The sequence below is a fragment of the Micromonospora sp. DT201 genome (genome assembly GCF_049841575.1).
GTDB lineage: Bacteria > Actinomycetota > Actinomycetes > Mycobacteriales > Micromonosporaceae > Micromonospora.
Map to the genome: position 1 here is coordinate 1 of NZ_JBNCKP010000007.1, position 18,363 is coordinate 18,363.

Genomic DNA, 18,363 nt, shown 5'->3' on the forward strand with positions numbered 1-18,363 from the left:
GAGATGTTGACCGAGATTGTGGCCTTGTTCGAGCGGGGTGTGTTGAGGCACTCGCCGGTTCGGGTGTGGGACGTGCGGCGGGGTGCGGAGGCGTTCCGTTATCTGCGGGAGGGGCGTAACACCGGCAAGGTGGTTCTGACGGTTCCGGCGCCGTTGGATCCGGGCGGCACGGTGGTGGTGACTGGTGGTACGGGTGGGTTGGGGGCGTTGTTCGCCCGGCATTTGGTCACCGCGTACGGGGTGCGGCATCTGGTGTTGGTCAGCCGTCGTGGTCTGGCGGCTGATGGTGTGCGGGAGTTGGTTGACGAGTTGGCGGGGTTGGGTGCGTCGGCTCGGGTGGTGGCGTGTGATGTGGCGGATCGGGAGCAGGTCGCGGCGCTGATTGCGTCGGTGGAGCATCCGTTGACCGCGGTGGTTCATGCGGCTGGTGTGTTGGATGACGGTGTGGTGGAGTCGTTGACGTCGGAGCAGGTGCGGCGGGTGATGGCTCCGAAGGTCGACGCGGCAGTGCATTTGCATGAGTTGACCGCTGGTCTGGAGTTGTCGGCGTTCGTGCTGTTCTCCTCGGTTGCGGCGTTGATTGGTAGCCCGGGGCAGGGCAACTACGCGGCAGCGAACGCCTTCTTGGACGCTTTGGCGGCGAGTCGTCGGGCGGCGGGTCTACCGGCGACGTCACTGGCGTGGGGATTGTGGGCGGACGCTACCGGGATGACCGGTGGTTTGAATGAGGCCGAGCTCGTCCGCCTGGGGCGCACCGGCATTGGTGCGTTGTCCAACGAGCTTGGTCTGGAGTTGTTCGACCAGGCCCAGCAGCTCGACGAGGCGCTGCTTGTTCCTGTCGTGCTCGATACCGGCGCGCTAGGCGCCCAGGCCCGGTCGGGCATGCTGCCGGCGTTGCTACGTGGACTGGTCCGGTCGGCGGCCCAACGCGGCTCGACCGCGGCCGGCTCGCTCACCCAGCGGTTGGCCGGGGTGCCCGAGGGCGATCGGGAGAAGGTCGTGCTCGAGCTGGTACGTGCGCAGGTCGCGGCCGTGTTGGGGCACGCTTCGGCCGAGGCGGTGGATCCGGACCGGGCGTTCAAGGAACTCGGTTTCGACTCCCTTGCCGCCGTTGAGTTGCGGAACCGGTTGACGCAGGTCAGTGGGGTGCGGTTGCCGTCGACGTTGGTGTTTGACCATCCGAGTTCGTCGGCGGTCACCCAGCTTCTGCTGACCGAGGTCGGTGCAGCGGGGGCGGGGACCGTACCCGCCGAGGTCGGCGTGCCGCACGGCGAACCGGGCACGTTCGGCACTCTCCTGCGCCACGCCTACGCCGCAGGGTCGATCGCGCAGACGGTGTCGTTGCTGACCGAGGCGTCACGGTTCCGTCCCGCCTTCGCGTCGTCGAAGGATCTGGGTGACGACGCTGGGTATGTCGTCCGACTCGCCTCGGGCAGCGCACTGCCGAAGCTCGTGTGTCTACCCTCCTTCGTCGTCGGCTCCAGCCCACACCAGTTCATGCGGTTCGCCGAGCGCTTCGAGGATGCCCGTGACGTCTTCGCCTGCTCGTTGCCGGGGTTCCGGGGCACCGAGCCGGTGCCGGTCACGTGGGACGCAGCCATCGAGGTGCTGGCGACGTCGATCCGTCAGGTAGTCGGTGACGATCCCTTCGTGCTGGTCGGCTATTCGACGGGAGGCGTCATCGCCCACTCCCTGGCTGCCTGGTTCGAGGAGGCGGGCGTCGCTCCCGAGGGCGTCGTCATGATCGATACTCCGATGCCGGAGAGCGGGGAGGGCACCAACCGGGTCTTCTCCCTGGTGATGACGGAGATCCTGGAGCGCGAGGACGACGCCCATGTGATCGACGACGCCAGCTGGCTCACCATGGGCACCTACATGCGGCTGCTGGCCGAGCACCGCCCCGAGCGGATCGCCGCCCGGAGCCTGTTGATTCGTGCGGGCAGACCGCTCGGTGAGAGTGCCGGAGCCGACTGGCCGGCGTGGGACGTGACCGACGACCAGGTTGTGGTGGCCGGTGACCACTTCGCTCTGATCGAGACGGTCGCCCCGGAGACCGCCGAGGCGACCGAAGGATGGATCAAGGCGTGACCGACGCGAGCCGTTCCATCACCACGTGATGTTTGAGAAGGGATATCAAGAGATGGATGTTTCCAAGCCGACCCTTGACGGGGCACAGGACAGCGAGGCGGGCCAGGGCGTGGGAGCGACCGCGCCGGCTGAGAGGTGTCCGGTCGACCACACCGCGGGTGGCTCTGCCGCCCCGAAGGCAGCCGCCGCGCCGCAGCGGGCGCCAATCCCCGCCGACTCGCTACCTGGGTCGAACAAGCATGCCCTGCAGCAGCTCGTCTCATACTGGCGGCGGCCGGCGGCCTTCGTGGAGGAGAACCACAAGAAGTACGGCAGCCGATTCAAGGTCAGCATCAGGATCCCTCCCCGGGCCGTGTACGTGATCTCGGACCCGGACGAGGTGCGGCAGATGTTCCTGGCTCCGGCCGACGTCCTGCACACCGGCTTCGGTTCGGCGACCCTGGAGAAGTACTTCGGCCAGACCGGGCTCGCGTGGCTCGACGAGGAGAAGCACCGGGTCCGGCGCAAGCTGCTCATGCCGAGCTTCCACGGTTCGGCGCTCGAGCGCATCGAGGCCTCGATCGTCGAGATGGCGAAGAAGGACATCGCCGGCTGGCAGACCGGGCAGGCGGCCCCACTGCACCCGTTGATCCACCGGTTCACGCTCAACGTCATCCGTGAGGTGATCTACGGTCGGGTGGTGCCGAAGCAGTGGCCGGCACTGCTGGATCTGTTGACCGGGATGATGCGCTTCAACGACAGCGTCGGTTCGGCGATGATGATCCACAAGATGCCGCCGGCCGCGGTGAAGGTGCTGACCGCGTTCCGGCCCCTCGGTCTGCACACCTTCCTCCAGCTACGGGAGAAGGCTGATGCGCTGATCATGGAGACCATCGAGGATCGGCGTAAGTCGGGCGAGACCGGCGACGACATGCTGGCCGTGCTCCTCGGTATCACCCATGAGGACGGCTCCCCGCTGAGCATGCGGGAGGTACGCGACGAGATGATGACGATCTTCCTCGCAGGCACCGAGACGACCGTCGCGGCCATCACCTGGTCCTTTGAGTACCTGAGCCACGCCACCGAGGCCCGGGAGCGGCTCGTTGCCGAGATCGACGCGGGGGAGAGCGACGAGTACCTGACCGCGACGGTCAACGAGGTGCTGCGCCTGCGGCCGTCGATCCCGCAGATCATTCCCCGCGAGGTGATGAAGCCGATCGAGATCGGTGGGGTGCGGTACGAGCCCGGGATGCACCTGTGGGCAAGTGCCTACCTGATGAACCGGGATCCCAATCTCTACCCGGATCCTGACGTGTTCCGTCCGGAGCGGTTCCTCGGCGTTAAGCCCGGCACCTACACCTGGATTCCGTTCGGCGGTGGCCGGATCCGCTGCCTCGGTGACCGGATCGCCCTCATGGAGATGAAGACCGTGATCCGCGAGGTGCTGAGCCGGTACGAGCTGCACCGGGCCGACCCGCGCCCCGAGGGGACCCGGAGCCGGATTGTCGTCACTGTGCCCGAGCACGGCGCGCGCCTCATCCTGCGGCCCCGGGAAGCGCCGGTGAGCAGGGCCGGAGTCTGATCGCCGGAAACTACGTGCCGGGGACTCGTGCCGGGTCCTCTTCGGGTTCAGCCGAAGAGGGCCCCGCCCACTGTGTGGGTCTGTCAAACGTACGGCCTGCGATCAACTACCGGCAATTCGTGCCGAGCTTAAGGCGGACGGCACGACGTACCCGCCGGGCAGCCGGCGCTGACCGTATCGGTGCGCACCGGCGGCGACCCGGGGCTGGAGGTCTGGGGCCTGCTCGTCGACCCGGCCGGGATGCCGCTCGCGGCCAGCAGTTCCCGCTCGGCGGGGACAGCGGCGCCACCCCGGCTGGACCTGCACCGGCGTGCCCCGCAGGCGGGCCGGTGGACGGTGGTGCTTGTGCTCACCGCGCCGACCGCCACTGTTCGGACCAGCCAACCGTTCCACGGTCGGGTGGGATTCGCGCCGATGCGGGTCGTGGCGGCCGGCGTGCCGACGGGTGCCGTACCGCCGGCGGGCCGTCCGGTCCAGGCCACCCTCACGATCACCAACACCGGTACGGCACCCGCCTCGTACTTCGTGGACCCCCGGCTGGACGCTGTGCCGCACGTGGTGGACACGCAGCCGTACGGCGAGAACGGCTACTACGTCGGTGACCCGGACCTGGCCGGAAGCGCCGGCCGGCGGTCGGAGGTGGTGGTCGAGTCACCCGAGGTGGCGGCGACGACCTGGATCTGCAACGCCAACCGCGCCGGCCCGTTCGGCCCGACGCCTCAGCCGCCGCCCGGGTGGACTGCACGGCGACCGCCCTGACCCGACTCTTCGACGGGCGGATCACGTCGTCGACGGGGAACCACTGGCGGCGGGTGGTGGAGGGGGCGACCGAGCCGTACACGCCGCTGACGCTGGCAGCGGGACAGAGCGGCCGGATCACTGTGACGTTCACACCGGACGAACCGGCCGTGCAACGGGTCTCCGGGACGCTGACAGTGACCACACTGGACGTACGCACCGGGTTCGCCATGGAGGTGGCGGCAGTGCCCTACGCCTACTAGGTGGATCGGCGTGCGATTCGCCGTCGAGATGACATCGCATCGCAAGCCCAATCGGGATGTCGGGCGGGATAACCAAGAATTCGATCTGGAATTCGATGTGGAGGGCGTTGCGACGCGTTGATGACTGATGAATAATCGCGTCGACATGGATGTCTGCAGCGGTTGCGCTGGCGACGTCGGGGGCCAGCCTACGGAGGCTCTTGTGTACCATCGCATTGTCGCTTCGAAGGTCCGTGCAGTATTTGCCGATATTAATAAGGGAAATTACGAGCCGATGCTCGCGTCGCTCGCTCCCGAGTTCAGTTACCGCTTCTACGGTTCCCACGCCCTGTCCGGTGAGCGGCGCACGGTCGCGGCGATGCGGCTGTGGTGGGAGCGGGTGTTCAGGCTGATCCCGGACGCCCGCTTCGAGGTCGACGAGGTCATCGTGGCCGGTGGCCCGTGGTTCACCCGGATCGCCACCGTGGCTCACGTCTCCGGGCCCCTGCCGGACGGCACCCGCTACGAGAACACGGTGAACCAGATCCTGCACATGCGCTGGGGAAAGATCACCAAGATCCGCACCTTGGAGGACACCGTGACGCTGCAGCGAGCGCTCGACGCGGTGGCGATGGCGGGCAACGCCGAAGCTCACGCGGCACCGATCACGGATGACGGCGCCACCCAAGGGTCCCGCACGTCGTGACCGAGGCATCGCGCCGGGCGGCCCCGCCCGCCGCGCCCGTCACGGGCGGTTCGTCGGGCATCGGGCGAGCCATCGCGCTGCGACTTCACCAGGCGGGCTTTCCGGTGTACGCGACGGCCCGCCGGCTCGACCGGATCACCGATCTCGCGGCGGCCGGGCTGGGCACGTTGGAGTTGGACGTCACCGACGAGAGTTCCGCCCGGGCCGCCGTGGACCGCGTGGTCCGCGACCACGGGTCGGTCGGCTTTTTGGTGAACAATGCAGGTTTCGGTCTGGCCGGCACGATCGAAGAAACTGCCCAGCACTGATGACGCACCGCCCGATTCCTGAGCAGGACCGCCTCCGGCTCGGTATCACGAACAACATCGTCCGGCTGTCGCTCGGCATCGAGGACCCCCAGGATCTGGCCAAGGATCTGACGGATGCCCTCTGAGGGGTCCGGTACGGCAGGGGCGCCGCTGCTGCTCGACGGTGGTTTGGCCACCGAACTCCAACGGGCCGGTCTCAGCGTGTGCTCGCCGTGGTGGACCACCGCGGCGCTGCGCGACGAGTCCGACCGTCGGTTGCTGCGTCAGGTGCACGCGGCGTACGTGGCGGCCCGTGCGGATGTGCTCACCGCCAACACCTTCCGGACGAACCTGCGGGCCCTCGAACGGGCTGGCGTGAGTGCGGAGCTGGCAGTCACGTACGTGCAGAGGGCCGTGGCGGACGCCGTGGCGGCGAGCAAGACGGCCGACCGGCAGGTGTCGGTCGCCGCGAGCGTGGCGCCACTGGAGGACTGCTACCAGCCGAGCCTGGTCCCCGACGACCGCACGTTGCGGGTGGAGCATGACTGGCTCCTGGGCGCGCTCGCCGACACCGAGGTGGATCTGATCCTGGTGGAGACGATGAACACGAGCCGGGAGGCCCTGACGGCCGCACGGGCGTCCACCCGACGTGGCCTGCGGACCTTCGTGAGCTTCGTCTGCGGTGACGGCGGTCGGCTGCTCTCCGGCGAGCCCATCGCCGACGCCGCGCGCCGGGTCGAGGACGCGAACGTGGAGGACCGGTCGAGCCTGCCGGAGAACATGCCGGTGGATCAGTACGTGCCGGTACGCGACGGGCCGGACGGGTTCGCCGGGACGGCTGCCGACTGGGTGGAGCGGTACCAACTCGGCGTGGTGGGCGGGTGTTGCGGGACGACACCCGAGCACATCGAGGCCCTGGCCGCGCGGCTCGGCGGACGGCGTGCGTCGGGCCGGGCGGCCGCCACCTGACGGCGAGCCGATCCCGTTGTCAGCCGGTCAGAGACGTGAAACCAGGCCGGATTCCCAGGCCCATGCGGCTATGCGTACGCGAGTGACGTTGCCGAGTTTCATGGAGATGTGGGTGACGTGGGTCTTGATGGTGCCGGGCGAGATGTGGAGTTGCGCACCGATTTCCTCGTTGCTCAGCCCGCGTGCCACGAGCTTGGCGACGTCACGTTCGCGTGGGGTCAGCGGGGGGTCCGCCTGGAGCGGTTCGCGGCCGGTTTTGAGCCGTTCCAGCAGGCGGACGGTGACCTCGGGGCTGATCAGGGAATTGCCGACCAGCGCGGCGCGGACGGCCTCGACGAGCAACCCCGGTGCGGAGATCTTCAGGAGGAAGCCACTCGCACCGTCCCGCAACGCCCTGGTGACGTACTCGTCCTCGTTGAAGGTGGTCACCACGATCACCCTGGTCTCCAGCTCGGGTGCTGTGGCGATGCGGCGGACGAGTTCGAGGCCGTCGATTCCGGGCATCCTGATGTCCGCCAGCAGAATCGCAGGGCGCAAACGCCGGACCAGGTCCCAGGCGGCGTTGCCGTTGCTGGCCTCGCCGACGATCGTGAGGTCGGGTTGCGCCGACAACACCATCCGGAAACCGTGCCGGACCATGTCGTGGTCGTCGGCGATCACGACTGTGGTCATCGAGTCGCCTGCCGGACACCCAGCCGTAGATGTGTGAGCGTAGGCACCGAGTCAGTCTATGGGCAGCGTGACGTGCACCTGCCACGATCCGTCCTCGACACCGGCACGCATGGTCCCGTCGAGTGCCTCCACGCGGGCGCGAAGGGAGGCCAGGCCAGCGCCGGAACCCGTGGCACGCGGTGGCGTCGCGCGGGTCGGTAGGTCGTTGGCTACGACGATGTCGAGCTGTCCGTCCCGCTGGATCGCCGACACCCGCACCGGGGCGGTGGGGCGCGCGTGCCGCGCCACGTTCGTGAGCGCCTCGGATATCACCCGATACGCGGTGGCCTGGAGCGCTGCGGAGATGTCGTCGCGTTCCGCAACGGCCACGGTCAGCTCGGTGGGGAGCGGGTGGGCGTCGACAAGGTCCGGTACGTCGGCGAGGCCGTACTGGGGCGCCGTCCGCTCATCGTCGTCCCGCATCAACCGGATGCTGCGGTCGAGACGTCGCAGGGCACGGGCAGCGGTCTGCTCGACCTGCTCGATAAGTGCGCCGGGATCGCTCGCGCCGACGATCCGCGCTGACTGCGCCACGACCGCGATGCCAGCGATGTCATGAGCGACGTAGTCGTGCAGGTCCGCGGCCACCCGGCGACGTTGCTCCGCTCGGGCCTGCTCCACGAGGGCCACCCGGAGCTCGTCGAGCCCGCGAAGGTAGTGACCGAGCAGCGCTCCCGCGAACACCGTGACGGCGCCCAGAGCGCTCAGGAACAGCTGCTCTCCGTGGGCGGCCTCGGGCAGAAGCCGAAAGCCGACCGCCGCGCCGGGCACCAGCAGGAGCCCTCCGACAAGTCGGCCGGGCCGGCCGGCGTTGCGGGTCAGCGCGACACCGAGGGCGGTCAGCGCGCCGACCTCGATCGTGGTCCACAGCAGCACCTTGCTGGAGTCGTTGCCCTCGTCGACGAAGTCGTACCCGAGGAACCGCCAGGCCCAGAGGCTGCCAGCCACCGAGACGACGGCCGCCGCGGCGCCGAGTGGTACGCGGGCCAGCCGGGGCGACGAGATCGCCAACGTCGTGGCGAGTACCGAGATCCACGCGGTCAGCCGCAGCGCGGCCGGCTGGCCGTACCAGGGCGCCAGGAGGGTGACGACCCCGGCGGCCACCCATGCGAGCCGTCTCATGCGGTCAGCGTCTCACGACGAGACCAGGTCGACTGTGACGCCCGATTCCATGGCGAACGTGCCGTCGGGCGCACCGCTCAGGTGGTGGTCGAAGAAGCTGACAAGCGCGCGGCGGACGGTGCGGTACGCCAGCGGCTGGGCCGTACCGATGTCCTGCCGCACGACCGGTTGTGTACGCGGGTAGCGCTCCGCGATCTGCGCCAGGATCACACCGTCGTCGGTGAGCGACAGTGCGGACGCGCCGGGGATGGTCACTGTGGCCCGCCAGCCGGGGCGCTGGAGACTGCTGCGATCGGCGTTGGGCGAGCCACCGACGATGAGCAGTGGCATCGCATCGGTGCCTGTGACACCGGCGGTGCCGGTCGTGTCCGCGATGCCTGACACACCGGGTAGGCCGGCGAGCTGCGCTCGTTGGGTGACGTCCGAGCCCGTCCAGCCGAAGAGACCGATCCGCCGCAGGTCCATCACCCCGGTCAACTGCGGGTCCAGGCCGGCGAGCCCCCTCGTGACGAACGCGAGGTCGGCGACCCTGGCCGTGTCGGCGTCGCGGCGCTGGACGGTGGCGACGGCGTCGGTCGGCTCGATCACCCGCCGGGTGGGATAGAGATCGACCACCGGAGCGTCGAACGGGTGGTCGACGGTGACGACCACGTACCCCTGGCTCGCCAGTTCCTCGGCGATGCCTGTGTACGCCGTGCGCATCATCCCCGGTGGAGGTGAGCCGACCAGCACGGGGAAGGAACCACCCGCGGGCGGCGCCCACTCGTGGGAACGGGTGCGAAACCTCCAGTTGACGTCGTCCGGCAGCAGTCCCAGGCGCTGCTCCTCGCCGGGCGCCCAGGCGAGGCAGCCGAACTCGGTCATGACGGACGCCACGGTGTAGTGCGTCAACGGCCTGGACCCGCCGTCGGCCGGGTAGTGCACGTCGAGCATCACCGTCCGGTCGCTGTCCGGGAGCCACGGGTCGCGGCGGTCGTGGTCCACGACCCGCATCCGCCGTACGCCCACGTCGTGCGATCCGCTCGGCGGAGGAAGAGCAGGGCTGAACGTGTCCCGCCAGCCGTCGGTGTTGCCGTATCGAGGTAGCACCACCATGGTGATCCCGGCGAGGAGGAACGCCACAAGCACGGATGTCAACTGTCGCCTTCGCATGAGTCGATCCTGCCCGGGTGCCACGTACGCGCGCGTCGCCCGACAGGCAGAGGTGGACCCGCTCGACGCCACCGGTCCACCCCTCCAGGCAGATGCCGAGCCCATCCCCGGTATTCGAGACTGACCGTCATGGCAGCAGTGACAGCAGTGACAGCATCGGCGGCGGTGCACGGCGGGTGGCGGTCCTGGCGGCGGTGGGTACCTGCCGCGGCGAGCGGGTTCGCCTGGTTCCTCATCGCGATGGGCGTCTTCTGGTCCCTCGGCGGCGCCGGCTACCCGTTCGGGCGTAACGACAGCACCGGGCCGGACTACTCCTCGCTGCTGGCCGGCCTGGAGCGGGACGCGGGTGGCCCGCTCATCACCGTGTTCGGCGTGGTGGCGCTCGCCGTGGCCTGGCAGCTCGACGTGCGTGATCGTTCCCCAGGCCGACGGAGACCCGCGATCGTCGGCGGCGTCAGCGTCGCTGCGGTGATCGTGCTCGTCGTACTGGACGGACGGATGATCGCGCTGCTGCCCCCGCTGGGCTTTCTCCCGATCGCCTGGCTGAGGGCGGACTGGCCGACGCTGTTTCAGGTCGCCATGGCGGCCGGCGCGGCCCTGTTCCTCCTGGCGAGCATCGCCTACGCCGGCGGCAGCAGCGACCCCGACTCGCGAGATCTGCGCCGTCGCCGAGCCGCCCAGTGGGTTCGGGCGGGCAGGATCGCCACCTACGTCGCGATGGTGTGCCCGCTGCCCTACGCGCTGATCCGGCTGGCGTGGTCCCGAGGTTGGGCCGTCGGAGCACCGGAGCCCTTCGTCGTGTCCCTGCTTCGCAACCAGCCGGAGAACGTGTACATCGAGCCGACCCTCGCGTCGTTCGCACTGGGTGGCGTCGTGCTGACCTCCGGGTTGCTCTGTCGGTGGGGCAGGGTGTTCCCACGCTGGATTCCCTGGCTGCGAGGCCGGGTCGTACCGATGTGGTTCCCGCTGATGCTCGGCGGGTCGGCAGTCATCGCCATCTTCGTGTTCGGCCGTGGGCTGCTGCTGGGGCAGCTGGGCGTGCACCTGCCCGGCCAGCTCGACACGTTCCAACTGTGGGGCGAGCCGGTCTACGACTGGGCGTACTGGGGCGCCGGTGGTCTGGGCTGGTGCCTGTTTCCGCTGTGGTCGATCTCGTTGGCTGTCGCACTCGCCGGCTACTACCACCGCTACGCCCCGTCCGAGCCTGGGGCGCCTGCCGACGAGCCGATCCGTCGACAGCTGGCGCACCAGGACTCCGACTGACGGTCTAGAAGCCGAGGCTGGCGACGCCCCCCACGACGGGTAGGCGGATGCTGCTGGACTGAAGGTCCAGCGTGACCTGGGCGCGGTTCGTGTCGGGCCGGGTCCAGAACGGGTCGCTGCCGGCCACCACCACGCCGATGCGGTGGCCGGCAGGGAAGACGTGGTCGTCGACCTGGAGCGGGACTGTGAAGTCGTAGGTCTGCCCCGGCGTCAGGGGGGACTCGACAAGCAGGGACTCACGGTTCTTGGCGTCGAGCCATCCCCGGGTCACGATGTCGTAGGGAGTGGCGGCGGTGCGCTCGGCGGTCTCCCGGTAACACGGCTCGTCAGCCGGGGTGCTGGCTCCCCAGCAGCTCTCGGTGTCGAGCGTGACCAACCCTTCCGACCAGGCCGGGACGCCGTTGTCGAACACCAGGCCGGTGACCACCCGGGTGGCGGTTCCGTAGTCGACAAGCTTGACGGCGAAGTTCGTGTCGGTGTCGTTCACCCGGGCGGTGAGGCGCGTGTACGAGGTGCCGGAGATCCGAACGGGTCGGGTGAGCACCGGCGAGAGGAAGGCCAGTCGGCCGGGTGTCACGGTCTGCTCGTTCTCCACCATCGCCGCCTCGCGTTGCGCGGGATCGTCGGTGAAGGTGCGGGTGGCGGCGTCGACCGGACCACTTGTCAGGACACCGGAAACGTCAGGTGCGCCCGAGCCCAGCCGTACCGTCACCGGGGTGGCCCGCCGGTCCGGCCAGCTACGGTGCTGGCTCCACTGGCCGGGAGCGTGCTCGATGTCCGCGACGGGTTCGCTCATGATTCGGTTCGGTATGCCGTAGAGCCAGAAGTCGAACCAGCGGTGCAGGGTGCTCATCCACTGCTCACGGCGAAAGTCGAACGGCTCCGCGTGCCCGACCTGGGACAACCAGAGCTTGCGCGGGACGGCGTTGCGGCCGAGGGCGTCCCACCAGGCGCCGACGTGCTCCGGGTCGACGTTCCAGTCGTTGAGCCCGTGCACCAGCAGGACGCTTGCCCGCACCCGATCGGCGTTACGGAGGTAGTCGCGTGCCGCCCAGAAACTGTTGTAGTTGCCGGTGGCGTCGTCCGGTGCGGTCTCAAGTACGGCGCGTGAGTCGGCGCACGTCTCGGCCGGACGCCCATTGACCTGGTCGAACATCTGCGCTGGGCGAGGCCAGGGCGGCTGGATCGGCAGGCCACCGTCGCGGTGGTAGTCGTACCAGCTCGCCGGGCCGCCGATCGGGACGATCGTCCGGAGGCCGGCCACGCCGGTGGCGGCCACGCCGTTCACGGTGCCGGCGTCCCACGATTTGCCGATCATGCCCACCCGGCCGGTGCTCCAGGTGGCGGTGACCGCGCTGCCGTCGTTCCGGTACGCCGGAGCGCGTCCGTTCAACCAGTCGACGACCGCCTTGGCGCCCTGGATCTCGTTCGGGCCGCCCAGGTCGACGCAGCCCTCGGAAGCCCGCGTACCAGACAGGTCGGCGAGAACCACGGCGTATCCGCGCGGGACGAAGTAGTTGTCGTAGTAGAGCGGGAAGAAGGACGGGTCGCCGTCGGTAACGGCCTGCTTCTTCTCATTCTCGTTGCCCCGGCCACAGCAGGCGTAGTAGGGGCTGGACTCGAATATCACGGGCACCCGCAGGCCGAGTGCTGTCGCGCGTGGCCGGATGACGTCGGCGGCGATCCGGTCCGGACGGCCATCGCGGTCACCATCGACGCTGGACTCGACGTAGACCGTCTCCCGAATTGCGTCCGCGTACGAGAAGATCGGCTGCGTCACGCCCGAGCGAACAGCAGGGCCGGGCGGGGTCGCGGCAACCGGGGCCGTGCCAAGCAACGTGGCCAGGCTCGTCACCACCGCGACGACAGCTGGTGCAGTCCAACGTCTCATCGTGCTCCCCGCCCGCAGGTTGGTGAGAAAGTTCGGCACGGCGGAGGTGAACTGAATCACCACCGCAGTTCCCGGGAGGGTATTCTCGCCTAATTCCTAAATTGGCGTCAACGGCGCTTTCAATCTTTCGAATTGTCAGTTGTGCATATACTAGGCTTTGATGCGGAGCCCGTTTCGGCGCGGTTTCCCCAGTGTGACGGCTTCCGATTGGCGAATCGTCGGCGAATTCTGTTAGAGGGGTTGTCCCCAACGAATCAGTGCTTCTAGAGTTGTCGATGGAACGGCACCCCGCCGTGCGGCGGACGAGGACGACCTTTCAACCCGGCTGGATGTTCAATGCTTGAGTTGTCCACTGCGCATTCCATCTCCTTGATCGATTCGGAGAATGTCCACCGTGCGGCGCTGAGCATGAGCGGTTCCTCGGCGACGGCCGCCGGCGAGGAGATACTGCACCGGCGGGAACGGCACCGGTTCATGCGGATGCGCCACGAGCGTCGCCGGGCCGACTACCTCGCCGGTCGCCGGGCTGCCAAGGCGGCCGTCACCCACCTGTGCGGCATAACGGAGCCGGCGGCGATCTGGGTCGAGCCGGGCGCCCTGCAGCAACCGGTGCTGGGTGGCCCCGGCACCTGTGGCGTCGCGGTGAGCCTCGCGCACAGCCAGCACGTCGGCGCGGCTGTCGCGTTCGACGTCGCCCACCCCGTCGGCATCGACCTGGAGCGTGTGGACCCCGCCCGGGCCGGCATCCTGCAGACGACGCTCACGCCGGGCGAACGGGAGATCACGGCCGGCCTGCGGATGGCCGGGCTCACGGCCGCCACCGCCGTCTGGACGGCCAAGGAGGCCCTGGCGAAGTTCCTGCGGGTCGGCCTGAGCATCGACCTGAGCGTCCTCGAGGTGGCGGGCTGGCGCACCGAGGGTGAGTGGTGGCGGCTGGAGTACCGCCACATCGTGTCCTTGAAGGCGCTGGTGCTCGTGGTCGACGACTGGGTGCTCGCGCTGTGCCTGCCCGCCCGCAGCGCCGTGTCGACACCAGGCCTGCACGGCACCCTGGCCGCCGCGCTGGTTGACGACATCGCGCACTCGCAGCGCGCCGCTGTCGGCGTATCGGCCGTCGACAGTTCGACCGAGAGGAGATGGCCGTGATCGCTTATGTCTTCCCCGGCCAGGGATCACAGTCCGTCGGGATGGGCGCGGGCCTCTTCGAGGAGTTCGCCGAGCTGACCGCGGAGGCCGACCGCATCCTCGGCTACTCCGTCGTCGAGCTGTGCACCGCCGACCCGCACGGCCGGCTGGGCCAGACCCAGTTCACCCAACCGGCCCTGTACGTCGTCAACGTGCTCCACCACCTGCACCGGCTGACCACCACCGGGCGTGCGCCCGACTACGTGGCCGGGCACAGCGTGGGCGAGTACACCGCCCTCTTCGCCGCCGGCGTCTTCGACTTCGGCGTCGGGCTGCGCCTCGTCGCCCGGCGCGGCGAGCTGATGGGGATGGCCCGCGGCGGTGGGATGGCCGCCGTCCTCGGGCTGCCGGCCGACGAGGTCGCCGGAGCGTTGGCCGCCGCCGGGCTGGAGACGATCGACCTGGCCAACATCAACACGCCCACCCAGGTCGTGCTCTCCGGGCTTCGCGCCGACATCGAGAGTGCCGGGCCGATCCTCAAGGCGGCCGGTGCGCGCGGGTACACGCCGCTCAAGGTCAGCGGGGCGTTCCACTCCCGATACATGCGGGAGGCCGCGGATTCGTTCGCCGCGGCACTGTCGACAGTGCCGATGTCACCGCCGCGCATTCCGGTGATCGCGAACGTCACCGCCCAGCCGTACCCGGCCGGAGGCGTTGCCGACCTGCTGGCGCAGCAGATCACCGCGCCGGTGCGCTGGACCGAGACGGTGCGTTACCTGCTCGACGTCGGCGTCGACGACATCGAGCAGGTCGGCCCCGGCAAGGTGCTGACCGGCCTGGTGCGTGCCATCCGGCGGGAGAGCGCCCCGGCGGCCGCTGACCAACGGCAGGCGGCACCCAAGCCGGCCGCCACCGGCAGGACACCGGCGCCGGACGACCATCCGACCGACCTCGAGGGCGCTGCCTGGCTCGGCGACGCAGAGTTCCGCCGTCACTACCGGCTGCGGTACGCGTACGTCAGCGGTTCGATGTACCGGGGCATCGCCTCGGCCGGCCTGGTGATACGGATGGCGCGTGCGGGCATGCTCGGTTTTCTGGGCACCGGAGGCCTGCGGCCGCACCAGGTCGACGACGCCATCGCCCAGGTGCGCCGGGCACTCGAACCCGGCCAGGTGTTCGGCGTCAACCTCCTGCACGACCCGGGCGATCCGGCCGGCGAGGACGACCAGGTCGACCGCTACCTGCGGCACGGCGTCCGGCTGGTGGAGGCGTCCGCCTTCATGGACGTCTCCCCGGCCCTGGTGCGCTACCGCTGCCTCGGGCTGCGGCGCGACGCGCAGGGCCGGGTGGTGGCCGAGCACCACCTGATGGCAAAGGTCTCGCGTCCGGAGGTGGCCCGCGCCTTCCTCGCTCCGGCGCCGGAGCAGATGCTGCGACGGCTGGTCACCGACGGCCGGATCACCGACGAGCAGGCTCGGTTGGCCGCCGAAATCCCGATGGCCGACGACCTCACGGTGGAGGCGGACTCGGCCGGCCACACCGATGGCGGGGTCGCGTACACGCTGATGCCCGCGCTGGGTCGGCTACGCGACGACCTGGCCGCCGAGCACGGCTACCACCAGCGGGTACGCATCGGCGCCGCAGGTGGCATCGGAACCCCGGAGGCCGCGGCCGCCGCCCTGATCCTGGGCGCGGACTACCTGGTGACCGGGTCCGTCAACCAGTGCACGGTGGAGGCGGGCACCAGCGAGCCGGTGAAGGACCTGCTGCAGCAGATGGGTGTGCAGGACACGGCGTACGCGCCGGCGGGGGACATGTTCGAGATCGGGGCGCGCGTCCAGGTGCTCCGCAGGGGCGTGTTCTTCCCTGCCCGCGCCAACAAGCTGTACCAGCTCTACCAGCAGCACGACAGCCTTGAGTCGATCGACCCGAAGACCCGCCAGCAGATCGAGCAGCGGTACTTCAGACGCACGTTCGACGACGTGTTCGAGCTGGTGCGGCAGTACAAGGGTGGAGACTGGCCGGCCGGGGAGCGGCTGAGCCCGAAGCAACGGATGCTCGCCGTCTTCAAGTGGTACTTCGCCTACACGACGGACCTGGCGATGCGCGGCGACCCCGCCGGCCGCGTGGACTACCAGGTGCACTGTGGGCCGGCGCTCGGCGCGTTCAACGCCTGGGTAAAGGGCACCGAGCTGGAGGACTGGCGGCACCGGCACGCCGACGACATCGGGCTGCGCCTGCTCGCCGAGACCAGCGCGCTGCTCAATGACCGGCTGACCACCTACGGGCCGGGAGCCGGCCGTGCCACGGTGCCGGGAGAGCTCGTGCTGGCCGCCGCCGACGGAGGCCGTTCGTGACCGCCGTACGGGCCCGGCTGGAGGTGCTCAGCGCCGAGCCGCAGGGGCCGGAGCGCTGCGGAACCCTGCTGTTCGTGCACGGCGGCTACCACGGGGCGTGGTGCTGGGAGGAGAACTTCCTTCCGCACTTCGCCGCGTCGGGCTACCACTGCGTGGCCCCCAGCCTGCGCGGACACGGGGGGAGTGAGGGGTTCGAGAAACTGGACTCCTTCGGTCTGGACGACTTCGCCGAGGACGTGCAGGCGGTGCTGTCCGACCTGCCGGAACCGCCGGTGCTGATCGGTCACTCGATGGGCGCGGCCGTCGTGCAGCGGATCATCACCCGGCAGCCCAGCGCGGTGCGCGGTGCGGTGCTCATGTCCGCGCCGCCGCCGTCCGGTATCAGCGCCGGCGTCGGCCTGGGCTGGATGCGCGCCGGTGGCTGGTCGGTGATGTGGCAGCTGTGGCGGCTGCACCAGGGCCGGCTGCGGGCCGACGACGCGGCGGCCGAGACGTTCCCGTTCTCCGCCTTCTTCCACGGCACTCGCACCGAGCAGCAGCGTCGCGACTACGTGCGACGGGTCCAGAAGGAGTCGACCCGGGCCGGAAAGGAGCTGTCCCGTCGGTTCGCCCGGGTGCCCATCGACCTACGGGTTCCTGTCCTGGTGCTGGGCGGCGAGCACGACTGGCTGTTCCCGCCCCACCTGGCCCGCCAGACAGCGCAGGCCTACCGCACCGACGCGGTCCTGATCCCCGGCAGCGGGCACATGGTCATGCTCGACGCCGGTTGGCGCCGCGCCGCCGAGCGGATCGACGAGTTCCTCGGCGGGCTCTGACCCGCCTCACCAGACGCCAGCGGATGGGGAAGGCGAATGCGCAACGACAGTTCGTACGACGTGCGGCGGATCGCCCGGAGTGTTACCACCGAGATCAAACGGCTGGGCGCTCAGGTCGACCTGTTCGCCGTCGCCGAGATGGGGGCGTACCGACGTTTCGGGATGCGGGCCGGGATGGCCGTCGCCGACCTCGGCTGCGGTCCCGGCTTCCTCCTCAAGGCGTTGCGCGCGGCGGAACCGGACCTCGCCCTGACCGGCGTGGACATCGATCCGTTGCTTCTGGAGCGGGCCCACGAACTGCTCGACGACGGTGGCCCGACGGTCACGCTGTTGGAGGGGTCGATCGAGAAGACCGGCCTTCCCGACGAGTCCGTCGACTTCGTCGTCTCGCGGCTGGTGCTCGAGCACCTGGCCGATCCGGTGGCTGCCCTCCGCGAGGTCCACCGCATCCTGCGACCGGACGGGATCGCGGTCATCGTCGACAACGACTTCGCGATGCACGTGATGACCCACCCGCACATCCCCGAGCTGGACGACCTCTACAGGGCCTACTGCCGGTCCCGCAGCGACGAGGGGGGCAATCCCACAATCGGCCGTGAGCTGCCCGCGCTGCTGCGTACCGCCGGATTCGCCGACATCCGCTTCGACGTGATCAGCGCGCACAGCCAGGTGGCGGGCATCGATGCCTTCCTGCGCTCGGAAGGCTCCGGCATCCCCGTGCAACTCGTTCGCGACGGCTACCTGGACAGCCGCACTCTCGCACGCCTGACCGTGGGCTGGCGCGCGATGCTCCGCCGCGACGACCACGCGATCATTCGCCAGCTCTACGCCGCAGCGGGGCGCAAGACGCGCCCCGCTGACGGCCCACGTTGAGGAGCGAAGTATGCCGCACGGGCGCACGCCGTTGGACGTCGTCCTCCTGGAGCTGGGTCGCCTGGTAGGCCGGCCGGTGGATCGGCTGGATCCCGAGGGTGAGTTGGTCGAACAGGGTCTGGACTCGTCGGCTGCGATCGAGTTGGTGGAGACGCTCAACGACCGGTTGGGTCTGGAGCTCGGCGTCGAGGTGGTGTTCGACGTGGACACCCCGGCCGAGCTGGCCGCCCTTGTGGAACAGGCTGCCGGGCAGCGAGCCGCGCCGGACCCCGGCACGCCGCTTGAGGTGGTCCTGGTGGAGTTGGGTCGCCTGGTGGGCCGGCCGGTGGATCGGCTGGACCCGGAGGGTGAGCTGGTCGAGCAGGGTTTGGACTCCTCGGCCGCTGTCGAGTTGGTGGAGACGCTCAACGACCGGTTGGGTCTGGAGCTCGGCGTCGAGGTGGTGTTCGACGTGGACACCCCG

The 18,363-nt window shown here is 69.5% G+C and carries 18 protein-coding genes; 14 read left to right on the plus strand and 4 right to left on the minus strand.

The window, feature by feature from the left end; translation table 11 throughout:
* From ACLQ28_RS14815 to ACLQ28_RS14850, 8 genes are all read left to right on the plus strand, one after another.
* Positions 1-2,088, plus strand: a 2,088-nt coding sequence (locus ACLQ28_RS14815; RefSeq protein ID WP_425686842.1) for an SDR family NAD(P)-dependent oxidoreductase, incomplete at its 5' end; no start/stop codon positions are given.
* A gap of 52 nt (positions 2,089-2,140) precedes the next feature.
* Positions 2,141-3,649, plus strand: coding sequence for a cytochrome P450 (locus ACLQ28_RS14820; RefSeq protein ID WP_425686843.1), 1,509 nt, complete (start codon positions 2,141-2,143; stop codon positions 3,647-3,649).
* 180 nt (positions 3,650-3,829) lie between these two features.
* Positions 3,830-4,408, plus strand: coding sequence for a hypothetical protein (locus tag ACLQ28_RS14825; RefSeq protein WP_425686844.1), 579 nt, complete (start codon positions 3,830-3,832; stop codon positions 4,406-4,408).
* Positions 4,384-4,650: a hypothetical protein gene (locus ACLQ28_RS14830; RefSeq protein WP_425686845.1), complete on the plus strand. Its 267-nt coding sequence runs from the start codon at positions 4,384-4,386 to the stop codon at positions 4,648-4,650. The genes ACLQ28_RS14825 and ACLQ28_RS14830 overlap by 25 nt, the downstream gene beginning before the upstream one ends.
* A 127-nt stretch (positions 4,651-4,777) precedes the next feature.
* Entirely contained in the window at positions 4,778-5,335 is a 558-nt protein-coding gene (locus ACLQ28_RS14835) for a nuclear transport factor 2 family protein (protein ID WP_425686846.1), read from the plus strand.
* On the plus strand, positions 5,332-5,643 hold the full coding sequence (locus ACLQ28_RS14840) for an SDR family NAD(P)-dependent oxidoreductase (RefSeq protein WP_425686847.1): 312 nt from the start codon (positions 5,332-5,334) through the stop codon (positions 5,641-5,643). The genes ACLQ28_RS14835 and ACLQ28_RS14840 overlap by 4 nt, the downstream gene beginning before the upstream one ends.
* Complete coding sequence (locus tag ACLQ28_RS14845; protein ID WP_425686848.1) at positions 5,643-5,768, plus strand: PLP-dependent transferase; 126 nt, start codon at positions 5,643-5,645, stop codon at positions 5,766-5,768. The genes ACLQ28_RS14840 and ACLQ28_RS14845 overlap by 1 nt, the downstream gene beginning before the upstream one ends.
* Positions 5,758-6,591: a homocysteine S-methyltransferase family protein gene (locus ACLQ28_RS14850; RefSeq protein ID WP_425686849.1), complete on the plus strand. Its 834-nt coding sequence runs from the start codon at positions 5,758-5,760 to the stop codon at positions 6,589-6,591. Before ACLQ28_RS14845 ends, ACLQ28_RS14850 begins: the two co-directional genes overlap by 11 nt.
* 27 nt (positions 6,592-6,618) lie before the next feature.
* Here ACLQ28_RS14850 and ACLQ28_RS14855 read toward each other — a convergent pair whose 3' ends face one another.
* From ACLQ28_RS14855 to ACLQ28_RS14865, 3 genes are read right to left on the minus strand one after another with little or no spacing between them, the layout of a single operon-like run.
* Complete coding sequence (locus tag ACLQ28_RS14855; protein ID WP_425686850.1) at positions 6,619-7,263, minus strand: response regulator; 645 nt, start codon at positions 7,261-7,263, stop codon at positions 6,619-6,621.
* Between the two features lie 51 nt (positions 7,264-7,314).
* Complete coding sequence (locus ACLQ28_RS14860) at positions 7,315-8,424, minus strand: sensor histidine kinase (RefSeq protein WP_425686851.1); 1,110 nt, start codon at positions 8,422-8,424, stop codon at positions 7,315-7,317.
* Positions 8,425-8,436: 12 nt separating this feature from the next.
* A complete protein-coding gene (locus ACLQ28_RS14865; protein ID WP_425686852.1) occupies positions 8,437-9,576 on the minus strand; it encodes a hypothetical protein in 1,140 nt (379 codons plus the stop codon).
* Positions 9,577-9,705: 129 nt separating this feature from the next.
* Between ACLQ28_RS14865 and ACLQ28_RS14870 the strand changes: the two genes are divergently transcribed.
* The gene (locus ACLQ28_RS14870) at positions 9,706-10,839 is read left to right on the plus strand and encodes a hypothetical protein (RefSeq protein ID WP_425686853.1); all 1,134 of its coding nucleotides are present in this window, start codon (positions 9,706-9,708) and stop codon (positions 10,837-10,839) included.
* Between the two features lie 4 nt (positions 10,840-10,843).
* Here ACLQ28_RS14870 and ACLQ28_RS14875 read toward each other — a convergent pair whose 3' ends face one another.
* The gene (locus ACLQ28_RS14875) at positions 10,844-12,730 is read right to left on the minus strand and encodes a Xaa-Pro dipeptidyl-peptidase (protein WP_425686854.1); all 1,887 of its coding nucleotides are present in this window, start codon (positions 12,728-12,730) and stop codon (positions 10,844-10,846) included.
* Between the two features lie 408 nt (positions 12,731-13,138).
* Between ACLQ28_RS14875 and ACLQ28_RS14880 the strand changes: the two genes are divergently transcribed.
* From ACLQ28_RS14880 to ACLQ28_RS14900, 5 genes are all read left to right on the plus strand, one after another.
* Entirely contained in the window at positions 13,139-13,876 is a 738-nt protein-coding gene (locus ACLQ28_RS14880; protein ID WP_425686855.1) for a 4'-phosphopantetheinyl transferase family protein, read from the plus strand.
* Positions 13,873-16,212 carry an ACP S-malonyltransferase gene (gene fabD, locus ACLQ28_RS14885; protein WP_425686856.1) on the plus strand — a complete coding sequence of 780 codons (2,340 nt, stop codon included), beginning with the start codon at positions 13,873-13,875 and terminating at the stop codon, positions 16,210-16,212. The genes ACLQ28_RS14880 and fabD overlap by 4 nt, the downstream gene beginning before the upstream one ends.
* Positions 16,209-17,027: an alpha/beta hydrolase gene (locus ACLQ28_RS14890; RefSeq protein WP_425686857.1), complete on the plus strand. Its 819-nt coding sequence runs from the start codon at positions 16,209-16,211 to the stop codon at positions 17,025-17,027. The genes fabD and ACLQ28_RS14890 overlap by 4 nt, the downstream gene beginning before the upstream one ends.
* 36 nt (positions 17,028-17,063) lie before the next feature.
* The gene (locus ACLQ28_RS14895; RefSeq protein ID WP_425686858.1) at positions 17,064-17,900 is read left to right on the plus strand and encodes a methyltransferase domain-containing protein; all 837 of its coding nucleotides are present in this window, start codon (positions 17,064-17,066) and stop codon (positions 17,898-17,900) included.
* Between the two features lie 10 nt (positions 17,901-17,910).
* Positions 17,911-18,363, plus strand: a 453-nt coding sequence (locus ACLQ28_RS14900; RefSeq protein ID WP_425686859.1) for an acyl carrier protein, incomplete at its 3' end; no start/stop codon positions are given.